Origin of the sequence: Bradyrhizobium arachidis (assembly GCF_024758505.1) — a bacterium.
GTDB lineage: Bacteria > Pseudomonadota > Alphaproteobacteria > Rhizobiales > Xanthobacteraceae > Bradyrhizobium > Bradyrhizobium manausense_C.
Map to the genome: position 1 here is coordinate 1,032,246 of NZ_CP077970.1, position 14,616 is coordinate 1,046,861.

The 14,616-nt window shown below is 62.7% G+C and carries 12 protein-coding genes; 8 read left to right on the top strand and 4 right to left on the bottom strand.

Features of this window, described 5'->3' with window-relative positions; genetic code table 11:
• Positions 1-2: 2 nt before the first annotated feature.
• On the bottom strand, positions 3-920 hold the full coding sequence (gene metF, locus KUF59_RS04825) for a methylenetetrahydrofolate reductase [NAD(P)H] (protein WP_212456894.1): 918 nt from the start codon (positions 918-920) through the stop codon (positions 3-5).
• Positions 921-1,304: 384 nt separating this feature from the next.
• Between metF and KUF59_RS04830 the strand changes: the two genes are divergently transcribed.
• Positions 1,305-2,318 (top strand): LLM class flavin-dependent oxidoreductase, encoded by a 1,014-nt coding sequence (locus KUF59_RS04830; protein ID WP_212456893.1) that lies wholly within the window; start codon positions 1,305-1,307, stop codon positions 2,316-2,318.
• Positions 2,319-2,485: 167 nt separating this feature from the next.
• On the opposite strand, the gene KUF59_RS04835 is transcribed toward KUF59_RS04830, so the two are convergent.
• Complete coding sequence (locus KUF59_RS04835) at positions 2,486-3,343, bottom strand: prephenate dehydratase (RefSeq protein WP_212456892.1); 858 nt, start codon at positions 3,341-3,343, stop codon at positions 2,486-2,488.
• A gap of 38 nt (positions 3,344-3,381) precedes the next feature.
• Positions 3,382-4,122 carry a 3-deoxy-manno-octulosonate cytidylyltransferase gene (locus tag KUF59_RS04840; protein WP_212456891.1) on the bottom strand — a complete coding sequence of 247 codons (741 nt, stop codon included), beginning with the start codon at positions 4,120-4,122 and terminating at the stop codon, positions 3,382-3,384.
• A 212-nt stretch (positions 4,123-4,334) separates the two neighbouring features.
• Here KUF59_RS04840 and KUF59_RS04845 point away from each other — a divergent pair, with 212 nt between their 5' ends.
• The 6 genes from KUF59_RS04845 (at position 4,335) to KUF59_RS04870 (ending at position 12,849) form a co-directional block, all read left to right on the top strand.
• Complete coding sequence (locus tag KUF59_RS04845) at positions 4,335-4,886, top strand: c-type cytochrome (protein ID WP_212456890.1); 552 nt, start codon at positions 4,335-4,337, stop codon at positions 4,884-4,886.
• Positions 4,887-5,098: 212 nt separating this feature from the next.
• Entirely contained in the window at positions 5,099-7,000 is a 1,902-nt protein-coding gene (locus tag KUF59_RS04850; protein WP_212456889.1) for an extracellular solute-binding protein, read from the top strand.
• A 14-nt stretch (positions 7,001-7,014) separates the two neighbouring features.
• Positions 7,015-8,913: an extracellular solute-binding protein gene (locus KUF59_RS04855; protein WP_212456888.1), complete on the top strand. Its 1,899-nt coding sequence runs from the start codon at positions 7,015-7,017 to the stop codon at positions 8,911-8,913.
• Positions 8,914-8,915: 2 nt separating this feature from the next.
• Entirely contained in the window at positions 8,916-10,025 is a 1,110-nt protein-coding gene (locus KUF59_RS04860; RefSeq protein WP_212456887.1) for a microcin C ABC transporter permease YejB, read from the top strand.
• Complete coding sequence (locus KUF59_RS04865; protein WP_212456886.1) at positions 10,025-11,203, top strand: ABC transporter permease; 1,179 nt, start codon at positions 10,025-10,027, stop codon at positions 11,201-11,203. Before KUF59_RS04860 ends, KUF59_RS04865 begins: the two co-directional genes overlap by 1 nt.
• An 8-nt stretch (positions 11,204-11,211) precedes the next feature.
• Positions 11,212-12,849 (top strand): ABC transporter ATP-binding protein, encoded by a 1,638-nt coding sequence (locus KUF59_RS04870; protein WP_212456885.1) that lies wholly within the window; start codon positions 11,212-11,214, stop codon positions 12,847-12,849.
• A gap of 36 nt (positions 12,850-12,885) precedes the next feature.
• On the opposite strand, the gene KUF59_RS04875 is transcribed toward KUF59_RS04870, so the two are convergent.
• The gene (locus KUF59_RS04875; RefSeq protein ID WP_212456884.1) at positions 12,886-13,848 is read right to left on the bottom strand and encodes an AraC family transcriptional regulator; all 963 of its coding nucleotides are present in this window, start codon (positions 13,846-13,848) and stop codon (positions 12,886-12,888) included.
• Between the two features lie 547 nt (positions 13,849-14,395).
• On the opposite strand from KUF59_RS04875, the gene KUF59_RS04880 reads away from it, so the two are divergent.
• Positions 14,396-14,593 carry a hypothetical protein gene (locus KUF59_RS04880; RefSeq protein ID WP_212456883.1) on the top strand — a complete coding sequence of 66 codons (198 nt, stop codon included), beginning with the start codon at positions 14,396-14,398 and terminating at the stop codon, positions 14,591-14,593.
• Positions 14,594-14,616 lie beyond the last annotated feature (23 nt).

Genomic DNA, 14,616 nt, shown 5'->3' on the forward strand with positions numbered 1-14,616 from the left:
TGTCAGGCAGCTTTCTGGGCGCTCTTGGCGCGAATACCGAGCAAATGGCTGATCGCGAACACGAGATCGGCGCGGTTCATGGTGTAGAAGTGGAAGGTGTCGACGCCATGCTTGGCGAGCTTGTGCACCTGGCCGGCGGCGACCGTCGCTGCAACGAGCTTGCGTGTGTCGGCATCCTCGTCGAGGCCGTCGAACTTTTCCGCCAGCCAGTTCGGCACTGTGGTGCCGGCGCGGGTGACGAAATTGCGGGCCTGCTTGAAATTGTGCATGGGCATGATGCCCGGCACGATCGGAATGTTGATGCCGCGGGCGCGGACGCGGTCGAGATAACGGAAGTAGAGGTCGTTATCGAAGAACACCTGGGTGATGGCGCGCGTCGCGCCTGCATCGACCTTGGCCTTCAGTGTGTCGATGTCGGCATCGAAGTCGCGCGCTTCGGGGTGCTTCTCGGGATAGGCCGACACCGACACTTCGATGTCGGCATGCCGCTTCTTGATCCCTGCAACGAGCTCGGCCGAGCTCTGGTAGCCGTCGGGATGGGTGGTGTAGGGCGTGCCGATGCCGCCGGGCGGATCGCCACGCAGGCCGACGATGTGGCGGACGCCGACCTCGTGATAGCGGTCCACGATCTCGTCGATCTCGCCGCGCGAGGCGCCGACGCAGGTCAGATGCGCGGCCGGCAGCAGCGCGGTCTCCTTCAGGATGCGCGCGATGGTGGAATGGGTGCGCTCGCGGGTCGAGCCGCCGGCGCCATAGGTCACCGAGACGAATTTCGGCTCCAGCGGCGCGAGGCGGTTGATGGTCTCCCAGAGATTGCGCTCCATCTCCTCGGTCTTGGGCGGGAAGAACTCGAAGGAGATCGCGGGACGCTTCACGGCGAGGAGCCCGTCGTTCTCGGCAGCCGTCGTCGGCTCAGTCATGGCAGCACTCACTCCAGTCTCTTGCGTCGCGCGGTCGGGTCTAGTTGGCAGGTCCTAAGATAAGTCAAAGGCCTCGGGTGGGACAGCCCATCGAGAATGGGAAATTGCCCACTATTGCCGTTTTGCGAGGTATTTTGAGCTGGTTAGGCCGAATGGTGGGAATGGTGGCTCTTGTAGAAGATTGTTAAAAATCAATAAGTTATAGGATACATGATTTAGAGTTGGAGCGATCGTTGGAATTGGGCAATGTAAAATCGGGAATACGGAAGTGCCCGGAATCCCACTCCAGTTGCGCCCAACGAGCCGAGGGCTCGCCTTGTACACACGCCAGATCTGCGCGCGCCGGCCATTGCCGGCCCGGCGCCGCGCACTAGGTTAGCGATCATGCTCCCGCTCTCCGTCCTCGACCTTTCCGTCGTCACCACAGGCACCAAGCCGGCCGCAGCGCTGCGCAACAGCATCGACCTGGCGCGCCATGTCGATGGGCTCGGCTATGTCCGCTACTGGCTCGCCGAGCATCACAACCTCGCGTCCGTCGCGAGCCCGGCACCCGACGTCATGATCGGGCAGATCGCGGCGGTGACCAAACATATCCGCGTCGGCTCCGGCGGCGTGATGCTGCCCAACCACGCCCCGCTGGTGGTCGCCGAGCGCTTCAAGATGCTGGAGGCGCTGTTTCCCGGCCGTATCGATCTCGGCCTCGGCCGCGCGCCCGGCACCGACGGTGCCACGGCCTACGCGCTCCGAAGCAGGCTCGACCGCCGCGAGGGTGACGATTTCCTCGAACGACTGCATGAGCTGTGTTTGTGGGAGACCCGCGATTTTCCGTCGGGCCATCCCTACAACAACGTCGTCGCCATGCCCGACGACACGCCGCTGCCGCCGATCTGGCTGCTCGGCTCCAGCGATTATTCCTCGGAGCTGTCAGCGCAAGTCGGCATGGGCTTTGCGTTCGCGCATCACTTCGCAAGCCACGACGCGGTCGACGCGATGGTGAACTACCGCAACAGGTTTAAGCCGTCAGCTTGGCGCCAAACGCCGCACGCCATCCTCGCCGTCGCGGCCATCGCCGCGGATACGGATGAAGAGGCCGAAAACCTCGCGGCGTCCTACGATCTCAATCGCCTGCGCCGCGACCGCGGCCAGTATCTGCCGCTGCCGAGCGTCGAGGAGGCGCTAGCCTATCCCTACAGCGACGCCGAACGTGTCTCCATCGGGCGCGGCCGCTCGCGCCTGTTCGTCGGCACGCCCGCAACCGTGCAGAAAAAGCTTCAGCCGCTGATCGATGCGAGCAAGCCGGACGAGCTGATGGTCATCACCCCGGTCTACGACCACGAGACGCGGAAAAAGTCCTATTCGCTGCTGGCGGAGTCGTTTGGGCTCGCGAAGGCGGCCTAACTACCCTCCCCTGGAGGGGGAGGGTCGATCGCGCGAAGCGCGAGCGGGGTGGGGTGATCCCTCCACTCGGGCAGCGTTCGACGTGGAGAGACTGTCAGCCCACCCCGTCTCACATTTCGCTGTGCTCAATGTGAGCCGACCCTCCCCCTCCAGGGGAGGGTGGCATCTCACTCCTGCGTCTCGCTGAACGTGGCTCGGAACGGATGCCCCGGATAGACACCGACGATGCGGAATTCGCGCGAGAAGAATTTCAGCTCCTCCAGCGCAAAGGCCAGCCCCTTGTCGTTCGGATGGCCGTCGACGTCGGCATAGAACTGCGTGGCGAAGAAATTGCCGTCGACCATGTAGCTTTCGAGCTTGGTCATGTTGACGCCGTTGGTGGCGAAGCCGCCGAGCGCCTTGTAGAGCGCGGCCGGCAAATTGCGCACCCGGAATACAAAAGAGGTGACCAGCGGGCCCGACCCCTGCTCGGCCCATTTGGCCTCGCGCGCCAGCACCACGAAGCGTGTCGTGTTGTGGGCCTCGTCCTCGATGTCTTCGGCGAGGATGTCGAGGCCGTAAATCTTCGCGGCTAAGCGGGAAGCGATCGCAGCGACACTCTTGTCCTTGCGCTCGGAAATGTCGCGCGCGCTGCCGGCGGTGTCGGCGGCCACGATCGGCCTGACGCCGAGCTTGCGGATGATGCGCCGGCACTGGCCGAGCGCGTGCACATGGCTCTCGACGCTCTTGATGTCCGAGAGCTTGGTGCCCTTCACCGCCATCAACTGGTGGCGGACCGGCAAAAACCATTCGCCGATGATGAAGAGGCCGGACGCCGGCAGCAGATGGTGGATGTCGGCGACGCGCCCCGCGACCGAGTTCTCGATCGGGATCATGCCGAGGTCTGCCTCGCCCGACGAGATCGCCGACAGCGCGTCCTCGAACGTGGCGCAGGGCATCGGTTCGGCGTCGGGATAGGCCTCGACGATGGCGATGTGGGAATTGGCCCCAGGTTCGCCCTGGAATGCGATTTTCATCTTGCTCATGTTCGGTAATAGCTCCTGCCGGGCCTTGTAACAGCCGCTCAGGATTTGGAAAGCAGTCTGCGGGCGGTTTCGAGGTCGGCCGGCGTGTCGACGCCGCGGGGCACGCTGTCGACGATGGTGAAGTCGATGCGCATGCCGGCCTCCAGCGCCCGGAGCTGCTCCAGCTTCTCCTGGAGTTCCAGGGGCGAGGGTGGGAGCGACACAAAGCGCTCCAGTGCGGCACGGCGGTAGGCGTAAAGGCCGATGTGATGATACCGCGGTCCGTCGCCATGCGGGGCGGTGGCGCGGGTGAAGTAGAGCGCCCGCATGCGCCGTCCGCCCAATGAGCTGCCCACGGCCTTCACCACGCTTGGCGCAAGGTCCTCCTCCTCGGTGTGGATCTGCGAGGCCAGCGTCGCGATGTCCACGGCGGGGTCGGCGAGCGGCGGCAGTACGTCGCGGATGTTGTCCGTCGTAATGGTCGGGAAATCACCCTGGAGATTGACCACGATCTCGGCCTTGGCGTCGGGATCGAGCTTCAGCATGGCCTCGTGGATACGGTCGGAGCCCGAGGGGTGTTCGGGACGGGTCATCACAGCTACGCCGCCATGGGCGGTCACGGCGTCCGCGATCTCCTGCGTGTCGGTCGCGACCGCGACCCGGCCGATACCCGCTGATTCCGCCCGGCGCAAAACGTGCACGATCATCGGCTGTCCGGCGATATCGGCCAGCGGCTTGCCGGGCAGGCGGGTCGCCGCCATGCGCGCCGGAATCAGCACCAGAATGCGGGGATCTGTCATCCGGTCGGGGACCCTGGAAACGGGGCGCGAAACGCGCCGGAAATGGGTGGGGATGGGGTGAAAGCGGGCCCGTTTATACGGGTTGCCAGACCCCGGGCAAACCGATATCTCATCGCTGCTCGGGGGTGGGGTGGAACGTCCGATTCCCCTGGGGCCTGTCTTGGCGGCTTGGGCCGCACTTCCTTATCTCGCGGCGTGGGGCCTGATCCGAAATGGACTCCTTCGAACTCAACAAGATCCTCGGTGCCGTGCTCGGCACCTGCCTCGTTCTCCTGGTGACGAGCTTCACCGCCCAGGCGCTGTTCTCCCCGAAGCCGCTGGAGAAGCCCGGTTTCGAGATCGCGGTGAAGGAAGATGCCGGCCACGGCAAAGAAGGCGGCGCCGCTGCGGCCTCCGAGCCGATCGAAAAGCTGCTCCAGACTGCGTCCGTCGAGAAGGGCGCCTCCGCCGCCAAGAAGTGCGGCGCCTGCCACACGTTTGAGAAGGGCGGCCCGAACCGCGTTGGTCCGAACCTGTTCGGCGTCGTCGGCGAGCCGCGTGGCGAAGGTCGTGGCGGCTTCAACTTCTCGGCTGCGATGAAGGGCAAGGGCGGTACCTGGACCATCGACGACCTCAACAAGTTCATCGCCAATCCGAAGGGCTTCATCCCGGGCACCGCGATGGGCTTTGCCGGCATTCAGAAGGATTCCGAGCGCGCCGACGTGATCGCGTATCTGAACTCGCTGTCGGATAGCCCGAAGCCGCTGCCGACCGCGGCGAAGTAACGTTCCCGGCGTCGCGAGACGATTTGCGGCCAGGCCCTGCGCCTGGCCGTTTCCGTATCTATATGGTCGCGTTGTTGTTATCGGGGCGTTTGGCCGCAGCGGACCGCCCCGGCAAGCTTCCAAGATGAGGAAAAAGCAACTTAATCGGTCGAAACCTTGCCGTATATTGGGGCCTTAAGGGATAGGCCCCTCTCCAAGACAGGGATGTTCATTTGGCAATTACCCGACGCGATCTTCTCCTCGCCGGCGCTGCAACTGCGGCGCTTCCCGCTCTCGGTTCCACCGCGGGCCTTCCGCTGATCGGTAAGGCCGAGGCGCAAGCCGCAGGCGAGCTGCCTTGGCGGCACGCGCTGTCGCTGTTCGGCAAGGTCAAGTACCCCGCCGATTTCAAGCGTTTCGACTACGTCAATCCGGAAGCGCCGAAGGGCGGCGTCGCGCGCCAGATCGCCGTCGGCACGTTCGACAATTTCAACATCGTCGTATCGGGCGTGAAGGGTACCTTCGCCGGTGCCGTCGCATTCATCTATGAAAACCTGCTGACGCAGTCGCTCGATGAAGTCTCGACCGAATATGGCGCGCTGGCCGAGGCCGTCAGCCACCCCGACGATTTCGCCTTCGTGACCTATCGCTTGCGACCGGAGGCCAAGTGGCACGACGGCAAGCCGGTCACGGCTGACGACGTGATCTTCTCGCTTGATTCCTTCAAAAAGCATCACCCGATGTATTCGGCTTACTACAGCCACGTGGTGAAGGCCGAGAAGGTTGGCGAGCGCGAAGTCAAGTTCGTGTTCGATGCCCCGGGTAATCGCGAACTGCCGCAAATCCTCGGCCAGCTCTACGTGCTGCCGAAGCATTGGTGGGAGGGCACCGATGCGCAGGGCCGCAAGCGCGATGTCTCCACCACCACGCTCGAAATACCGCTCGGGTCCGGCCCCTACAGGATCAAGGAATTCGTTGCGGGACGGTCGATGGCTCTGGAGCGCGTCAAGGACTATTGGGGGCGTGATTTCGCGGCCAATGTCGGCCGCAACAATTTCGACGAGCTGCGCTACGAATATTTCCGCGACGCCACCGTCGCGATCGAGGCGTTCAAGGCCGACCAGGTCGACTGGCGCGCCGAGAACAGCGCGAAGAACTGGGCAACCGCCTACGATTTCCCGGCCGTGACCGAGAAGCGCGTGATCCTCGAGGAATTCGCCAATCGCAGCTCCGGCGTCATGCAGGCTTTCGTGCCGAACCTGCGCCGCGCCAAGTTCAGCGATCCCCGCGTGCGTCGTGCGCTCAACTACGCGTTCGACTTCGAGGAGATGAACAAGCAGATCTTCTACGGCCAGTACAAGCGCGTCAGCAGCTATTTCGACGGCATCGATGAGCTGATGGCAACCGGACTGCCGCAGGGGAAGGAGCTTGAGATTCTCGAGACCGTCCGCGCCGAAGTCCCGCCCGAAGTCTTCACGACCGCCTACACCAATCCGGTCGGTGGCAGTTCGGAGGCCGTGCGTGATAATCTGCGCGAGGCGCTGCGTCTGTTCAAGGAGGCCGGCTACGAGGTGCGCGACCGCAAGCTGACCGACACCAAAACCGGCGCTCAGTTCTCGCTTGAATTGCTGAACCAGGATCCGAGCTTCGAACGGGTCACGCTGTTCTACAAGCCGTCGCTGGAGCGGCTCGGCATCGCCGTGAGCGTGCGAACGGTCGATCCGACCCAGTACGAGAACAGGCTTCGCGACTGGGATTTCGACGTCGTCACCAACTCCTGGGGCGAGTCGCAATCTCCGGGCAACGAGCAGCGGGAATTCTGGTCGTCCAAGTCCGCCGACATCGCCGGTTCGCGCAACATTTCCGGCATCAAGAATCCAGCCGTCGACAAGCTGATCGAGCGGCTGATCTACGCCACCGATCGCGACGACCTCGTCGCCGCGACCAAGGCGCTGGACCGCGTGCTGCTGTGGAATCACTACGTCGTGCCGCAGTGGACCTACTCGAAGGTGCGCACCGCGCGCTGGGACCGTTTTGGCCGGCCGGCGGAACTGCCCAAATACGGTCAGTCCGGCTTCCCCTTCATCTGGTGGTACGACGCAGACAAGGCGGCGCGGATCGCAAAGAAGTCGTGAAGGACATTTTCCGCATGACGCAGGTGTCACGCCGCCATGTGCTCGCTCTCGGTGCCGGCAGCGCTCTCGGTGCGTCGCTCGGCTTACCTCCGTTGCGCGGCGCGCGCGCTTCGGAGGCGGGGATCGCGTCGCATGGCATCTCGGCCTTCGGCGATCTCAAATATCCCGCCGACTTCCACCATTTCGACTACGTCAATGTGGATGCGCCCAAGGGCGGCGCGTTTTCGCTGATTCCGTCGGTGCGCGCCTACAATCAGTCCTACCAGACCTTCAACTCGCTCAACGCCTTCATCCTCAAGGGCGATGGTGCGCAAGGCATGGACATGACCTTCGCGGCGCTGATGGTGCGGGCAAATGACGAGCCGGACGCGATGTACGGGCTTGCCGCCAAGTCCGTGCAGATCTCGCCGGACAAACTCGTTTATCGCTTCACGATGCGGCCGGAGGCGAAATTCCACGACGGCACGAAGCTCACCGCCCACGACGCGGCGTTTTCGCTGACGTCCCTGAAGACCAAGGGCCATCCGCTCATCATCGTCCAGATGCGCGACATGGTCGGCGCCGAGGCTCTCGACGACACGACGCTCGTCGTCACCTTTGCCAAGGGGCGCGCACGTGACGTGCCGCTCTATGTTGCGAGCCTGCCGATCTTCTCGAAAGCCTACTACGCCACGCGCGCCTTCGACGAATCGACGCTCGACGTCCCGCTCGGCTCCGGTCCCTACAAGGTCGGGAAATTCGAGGTCAATCGCTACATCGAGTACGACCGGGTGAAGAACTGGTGGGCGGCCGATCTCCCGGTCTGCCGCGGCAGCTACAATTTCGACGTCGTGCGCTACGAGTTCTATCGCGACCGCGACGTCGCCTTCGAAGGTTTTACGGGCAAGAATTACCTCTATCGCGAGGAGTTCACCTCCCGCATCTGGGCGACGCGCTACGATTTCTCCGCCGTCAAGGACGGCCGCGTCAAGATGGAGGTCACGCCGGACGATACGCCGTCCGGCGCACAGGGCTGGTTCATCAATACCCGTCGCGACAAGTTCAAGGACGCGCGCGTGCGCGAGGCCTTGACCAATGCGTTCGATTTCGAATGGACCAACAAGACCATCATGTACGGCGCCTATGCGCGCACGGTCTCGCCGTTTCAGAACTCGGATCTGATGGCAAGCAACGGGCCTCCTTCACCGGAAGAGCTGAAGTTGCTGGAGCCATTTCGTGGCCAAGTCCCCGACGAAGTATTCGCTGCACCGTTTTCGCCTCCGGTATCTGACGGCTCCGGGCAAGACCGCGGCCTGTTGCGCAAGGCGCAGCAATTGCTGAACGAGGCCGGAATACCGATCAAGGACGGCAAGCGGATGCTGCCGAACGGCGAGGTGTTCAGGATCGAGTTCCTGTTGGACGAGCCGTCCTTCCAGCCGCATCATGCGCCCTACATCAAGAACCTGGGGACGCTCGGTATTGACGCGAGCGTGCGTCTCGTCGATGCCGTGCAATACAAGGCGCGCCAGGAAGATTTCGATTTTGACATGACGATCCAGCGCTTCAGCATGTCGGCGACGCCGGGCGACGCGATGCGCGCGTTCTTCTCTTCGCAAGCCGCGGCAACCAAGGGATCATACAATCTTGCAGGCGTCGCCAGTCCGGCCCTCGACGCGATGATCGAGAAGATCATGGCGGCCGACGGCCGCGAGGAATTGACCTTCGCCTGTCGTGCCTTCGATCGTCTGTTCCGCGCCGGCCGATACTGGGTGCCGCAATGGTACAACAAGACGCACCGGCTGGCGTATTGGGATCAGTTCGGCCATCCGGCCAAGCTGCCGCGCTATGCCAACGGGGTCGGTGCGCCCGAGATCTGGTGGTTTGACGCTGCCAAGGCCGCCAAGATCGACAATAAGACCGAGCAGGCGAAATAGCCATGAACGCCTATATCGTCCGCCGTCTTCTCCTGATGCTTCCGACCCTGCTCGGCATCCTGTTCGTGTCCTTCGTGGTCGTGCAGTTCGCGCCCGGCGGCCCGGTCGAGCGCGTCATCGCGCAACTCTCCGGCGCCGATACCGGCGGCACGTCGCGCATTTCCGGCGGCGGCGATTTCGCGCAGCGCGCGCCCGGACAGGTCGGCGCCGGCGCCGATGCTGTGAACTCGAAGTATCGCGGCGCGCAGGGGCTTGATCCCGATTTCATCAAGAAGTTGGAAAAACAGTTCGGCTTCGACAAGCCGGCGCCGGAACGTTTCTTCCTGATGGTCTGGAATTTCGCCCGCTTCGACTTCGGCCAGAGCTATTTCCGCGACGTCAGCGTGCTCCAGCTCATGAAGGAGAAGCTTCCGGTCTCGATCTCGCTCGGCCTCTGGCTGACGCTCATCAGCTATCTGATCTCGATTCCGCTCGGCATCCGCAAGGCGGTGAAGGACGGCACGCGCTTCGACACCTGGACGTCGGGGATCATCATCATCGGCTATGCCATCCCGGGCTTTCTGTTCGCCATCCTCCTCATCATCCTGTTTGCGGGCGGCTCGTTCCTCAACTGGTTCCCGCTGCGCGGCCTGACTTCGGACGGCTGGTCGCAATTCCCCTGGTACTGGAAGATCATCGATTATTTCTGGCACATCACGCTACCCTTGTTGTCGATGGCGCTGGGCGCCTTTGCGACAATGACGCTACTCACCAAGAACTCGTTCCTCGACGAGATCCGCAAGCAGTATGTCATGACGGCGCGCGCCAAGGGTTGCAGCGAACGCCAGGTGCTTTACGGCCACATCTTCCGCAACGCGATGCTGATCGTCGTGGCAGGCTTCCCGGGCGCATTCGTCCACGCCTTCATTTCGGGCTCGCTGCTGATCGAGACGATCTTCTCCCTGGATGGGCTCGGCTTGCTCGGCTTCGAGAGCATACTCAACCGCGACTATCCCGTGGTGTTCGGTACGCTCTATATCTATTCGCTCATCGGCCTCGTGATGAACCTGATCTCGGATCTGACCTACATGTGGATCGATCCGCGGATCGATTTCGCGGCGCGGGAGGTCTGATGGCGATCACGGCCAAAACTCCGATCGAAACCACGACAACCACGCCGTTCGGTACGGCCGTGCCTGTCACCCGGAAGCCATTTGCGCCGTCACCGCTCAACAAGCGGCGCTGGCAGAATTTCAAGGCGAACCGTCGCGGTTACTGGTCGTTCTGGATCTTCATTGTCCTGTTCGTGGTGTCGCTGCTCGCAGAGCTGATCGCGAACGACCGGCCATTCCTGATCAAGTACGATGGTCGCCTTTATTGGCCGGCCTTCGTCACCTATTCGGAGACGACGTTTGGCGGCGATTTCGAGACCGCGGCCGACTACCGCGATCCCTACCTTCAGAAACTGATCAAGGAGAAGGGCGGCACCATCGTCTGGCCGCTGATCCGCTATTCCTACAATACGCATAATCTCGACCTGCCTACGCCGGTGCCGTCGCCCCCGACCTGGATGCTGACGGAAGCGCAATGCAAGCCGGTGCTGGAGAAGAAGGGCCTGAAGAGCTGCCGCGACCTCGAATATAACTGGCTCGGCACGGACGACCAGGGACGCGACGTGGTGGCGCGGCTGATCTACGGCTTCCGCATCTCGGTACTGTTCGGCCTGTGCCTCACCATTGTCTCCTCGATCGTCGGTGTCGCGGCCGGCGGCGTCCAGGGCTATTTCGGCGGCTGGATCGATCTCACCTTCCAGCGTTTCATCGAGATCTGGACCGCTATACCGTATCTCTATTTGCTCCTCATCATTTCGTCCGTGCTGGTGCCTGGTTTCTTCGTCCTGCTTGGCATCATGCTGCTGTTTTCCTGGGTCTCGCTGGTGGGTGTGGTGCGGGCAGAATTCCTGCGCGGACGCAACTTCGAATACATCCAGGCGGCGCGCGCGCTCGGCGTTTCCAACAGGGTGATCATGTTCCGGCACCTGCTGCCGAACGCCATGGTTGCGACCATGACGTTCCTGCCGTTCATCGTGTCGACCTCGGTGATGACGCTGACCGCGCTCGACTTCCTCGGCTTCGGCCTGCCGCCCGGCTCGCCTTCGCTCGGCGAATTGCTGTCGCAGGGCAAGTCCAACGTGCAGGCGCCGTGGCTCGGCTTCACCGGCTTCTTCTCGGTCGCGATCATGCTGTCGCTGCTGATCTTCACCGGCGAAGCCGCGCGTGACGCGTTCGACCCGCGCAAGACGTTCAAGTGAGGGGCGCGATGGACGCGATCAACCAGCCTCTGCTCAGCGTGCGGGATCTCTCGGTGGCCTTCCACCAGGGCGGCAACACCACGCTCGCGGTCGACAAGGTCTCGTTTCAGATCAAGCGCGGCGAATGCGTTGCGCTGGTCGGCGAATCCGGCTCCGGCAAGTCGGTCAGCGCGCTGTCGATCCTGAAGCTGTTGCCCTATCCGAACGCCTCGCATCCGTCCGGCAACATCCGCTTCAAGGGGCGTGATATTCTGGACCTTCCGGAGCATGAGATGCGCGAGCTTCGCGGCAGCGACATCTCGATCATCTTCCAGGAGCCGATGACCTCGCTCAATCCGCTGCATACGATCGAGGCGCAGATCGGCGAGATCATCCAGCTCCACAATCCCACCAGCAACGCGCTGGCGCGCAAGCGGACGCTGGAGCTGCTGACCCAGGTCGGCATTCCCGACCCCGAAACGCGGCTGTCGAGCTATCCGCACCAATTGTCCGGCGGCCAGCGCCAGCGCGTCATGATCGCCATGGCGCTCGCCAACGAGCCCGATCTCCTGATCGCAGACGAGCCGACCACGGCGCTGGACGTCACCGTGCAGGCGCAGATCCTGGCGCTGCTTGCCGAGATCCGTGCGCGGCTCGGCATGAGCCTGCTCTTCATCACCCACGACCTCGGCATCGTGCGCCGCATTGCCGATACCGTGTGCGTGATGAAGAACGGCCAGATCGTCGAGCAGGGGCCGGTCGAGCAGGTCTTCAGGAGCCCGAAACATCCCTATACGCGCGACCTGCTCGCCGCCGAGCCAAAACCCGATCCGGCGCCGCCGCAACCGCAGGCCCCGGTCGTGATGTCGGCTGATGATCTCAAGGTCTGGTTTCCGATCAAGCGCGGGCTGATGCGCAAGACGGTCGGCCACATCAAGGCGGTCGACGGCGTCAGCGTTGCCGTGCGCAAGGGCGAGACGCTCGGCGTGGTCGGCGAATCCGGCTCGGGCAAGACCACGCTCGGGCTGGCGCTGTTGCGGCTGATTTCCTCCAACGGCCGCATCGTCTTCTTGGGCAAGGACATCCAGGGCTTGCGCTTCAAGGAGATGCGGCCCTTCCGGCGCGACATGCAGATCGTGTTCCAGGATCCGTTCGGCTCGCTCAGCCCGCGCATGTCGGTCGGCGACATCATCGAGGAAGGCCTCGGCGTGCATCAGCCGAAGCTCAGGCCAGAGGAGCGCGAGGCGCGTGTCGTCAAGGCGCTGGAGGACGTCGGGCTCAATCCGGAGACGCGCTTCCGCTATCCTCACGAATTCTCCGGCGGCCAGCGCCAGCGCATCAGCATCGCGCGCGCGGTGGTGCTGGAGCCCGATTTCATCGTGCTGGACGAGCCGACCAGCGCGCTCGACATGCTGTTCCAGGCCCAGATGGTCGACCTGCTGCGCGACCTGCAGCGCAAGCGCGACCTCACCTACATGTTCATCTCGCACGACCTGCGCGTCGTCGCCTCTCTCGCCAGTCATTTGATTGTGATGCGCGGCGGCAAGGTGGTGGAAGAGGGCCAGGCCGCAGACCTCTTCAAGAACCCGAAGACGGACTACACGCGCGCGCTGTTCGCGGCGGCGTTCCGGCTGGAGACGGCGGGCAACGGGTCAGTGGCGACCTGAACCGTCCGCGCGTGTCCCGCAATGACGATGCATGGCTCAGCCGGCGTAACGAACGCCACGCGGCGAATCGCCGAAGCGGGCTCGGAACAAGCGGTTGAAATGCGAAACATCCGAGAAGCCGACCTCGAGGGCGATATCGGAAATCAGCTGCGCGCTGGCGCGAGCCTCGGTCAACAGCTTGAGCGCCCGTTGGAGACGTAACTCATTCACGTGCCTGGTGAACGATGATCCTGATGACTCCATCAGGCGCTGCAGGTAGCGGGGTGAGATGCCCTGGCAACGAGCTACCACTTCGACGTTCAGCCCTGGCTCATGAAAGTGCGCCGCGATGTAGTCGAGGACGGCGCGGTGGCGCGCAGCCACGACCGCGCTCGCACCGCTCTCGCCCAAGGGAGCGAACTCACCGATTGCGAGCGCCACGAGATCATGGATGTGAGCCACGACCGCATCGCGCAGCTTGGGAGCGGCCAGAGCACTCTCGTTGAAGGCCGACTTCAGGTAAGCCATGAGGAGTCGGAGCGCTTCAGCTCGCTGGGAAATCGGCCGCATGGAGAGGCTTTCGACGTTCGCCACGCGCTGTGCAATCGCGTCGCGCGGCACGGCCAGACCGAATAGCAATCCGTCGACATAGGTGACGGTGGCGGGTTCCGAATGCAGAATTGCGATTGCGTCGCCGGCGCGAAGCGTAATGTCCTGGCCGCGCTGCGACAGCTGACTTCTGCTGGGCGAGCAAACGATGAGGCCGATCGAATCGTCACCGTCGGCGATGCTCGCTTGCACGCGCTTGAAACGCATGGACGAGCCTTTCAGTGCGAGCCTGCGCAAACCCCGGATCGCTTGCAGCGTTGCGGCCGCCTGAAACGGACTCGAGAGAGGCTCGATATCGGCGTGGACTATGCCGCGCCCAAAGTCCTCGCGCCATAGCGGAAGCCGCATCCGCTGCGGAAGCTCGCGTGTCGAGAATCGATGCGATACGAATTCGGCCGCGTCCGTGGACATGGGGACCTCCAGCCTTGATGAGACATCAGGATCAAATGCCGCGACAAACCACTTCGGTATTTACATTTTGCAGTTCGCGCACCGACCTTGTCTTAAGCCGTGCGCATGAGTCCAAGAAGCTGCACCATTGACCTGCTAGTCTCATTAACCTGTGATCGATGTTGATATGAACTGGTTCACGTGGCGACAGGAAAATTACGTCTATAGTGATTGCGAAGTCGTGGTGCCAAAAATCTCCTTTAAGAGGAGGCAGGCGTGATGGCTCTATTTATAATTGCCGCCATTGGGTTCAATTTAGTTATTTCCGGCAAGTTCAAGCGCAGATTTACGTTGTTATTCGCGATTGGTCGAACTCAACGATCCGCGGCGCAGACCGTTCTGTAGAGGCTGTCCTCTGATACCGATTTTGTGTCGTGCCTTGGTCGACACATCCTCATCAGAGCTCGTCGGACACAAACTGCCTCCGGCACTGTGTATTTTTCCGGCTGAAATGATCGAAATCCATCACGTGGGACGTCAACCGTGATGATCAAGCGAGGGTTCGATCATGTCCATCATAGTCGAGATGCTTTACCGTGAGTTCTGCCGTGCCCGCCTCGCCGAAATGCGAAAGCAGCTTTCGGTAGCGGCTGTCAGCGACGAAATCCTGCAAGCGCCTTCGAAGGACGACGAGCCTTCCGACGGTGATCAAAGTAGCGGCTGGCGACGAAAAGATCCTCAAGCCCCAGGTGGCTGGGGCTCGTAGCCCGCATTGCTTGATCGGAGACC

Coding starts and splice junctions, on each gene's coding strand:
- metF (WP_212456894.1), bottom strand. CDS start 920: ATGACTGAGCCGACGACGGCTGCCGAGAACGACGGGCTCCTCGCCGTG.
- KUF59_RS04830 (WP_212456893.1), top strand. CDS start 1,305: ATGCTCCCGCTCTCCGTCCTCGACCTTTCCGTCGTCACCACAGGCACC.
- KUF59_RS04835 (WP_212456892.1), bottom strand. CDS start 3,343: ATGAGCAAGATGAAAATCGCATTCCAGGGCGAACCTGGGGCCAATTCC.
- KUF59_RS04840 (WP_212456891.1), bottom strand. CDS start 4,122: ATGACAGATCCCCGCATTCTGGTGCTGATTCCGGCGCGCATGGCGGCG.
- KUF59_RS04845 (WP_212456890.1), top strand. CDS start 4,335: ATGGACTCCTTCGAACTCAACAAGATCCTCGGTGCCGTGCTCGGCACC.
- KUF59_RS04855 (WP_212456888.1), top strand. CDS start 7,015: ATGACGCAGGTGTCACGCCGCCATGTGCTCGCTCTCGGTGCCGGCAGC.
- KUF59_RS04860 (WP_212456887.1), top strand. CDS start 8,916: ATGAACGCCTATATCGTCCGCCGTCTTCTCCTGATGCTTCCGACCCTG.
- KUF59_RS04865 (WP_212456886.1), top strand. CDS start 10,025: ATGGCGATCACGGCCAAAACTCCGATCGAAACCACGACAACCACGCCG.
- KUF59_RS04870 (WP_212456885.1), top strand. CDS start 11,212: ATGGACGCGATCAACCAGCCTCTGCTCAGCGTGCGGGATCTCTCGGTG.
- KUF59_RS04875 (WP_212456884.1), bottom strand. CDS start 13,848: ATGTCCACGGACGCGGCCGAATTCGTATCGCATCGATTCTCGACACGC.
- KUF59_RS04880 (WP_212456883.1), top strand. CDS start 14,396: ATGTCCATCATAGTCGAGATGCTTTACCGTGAGTTCTGCCGTGCCCGC.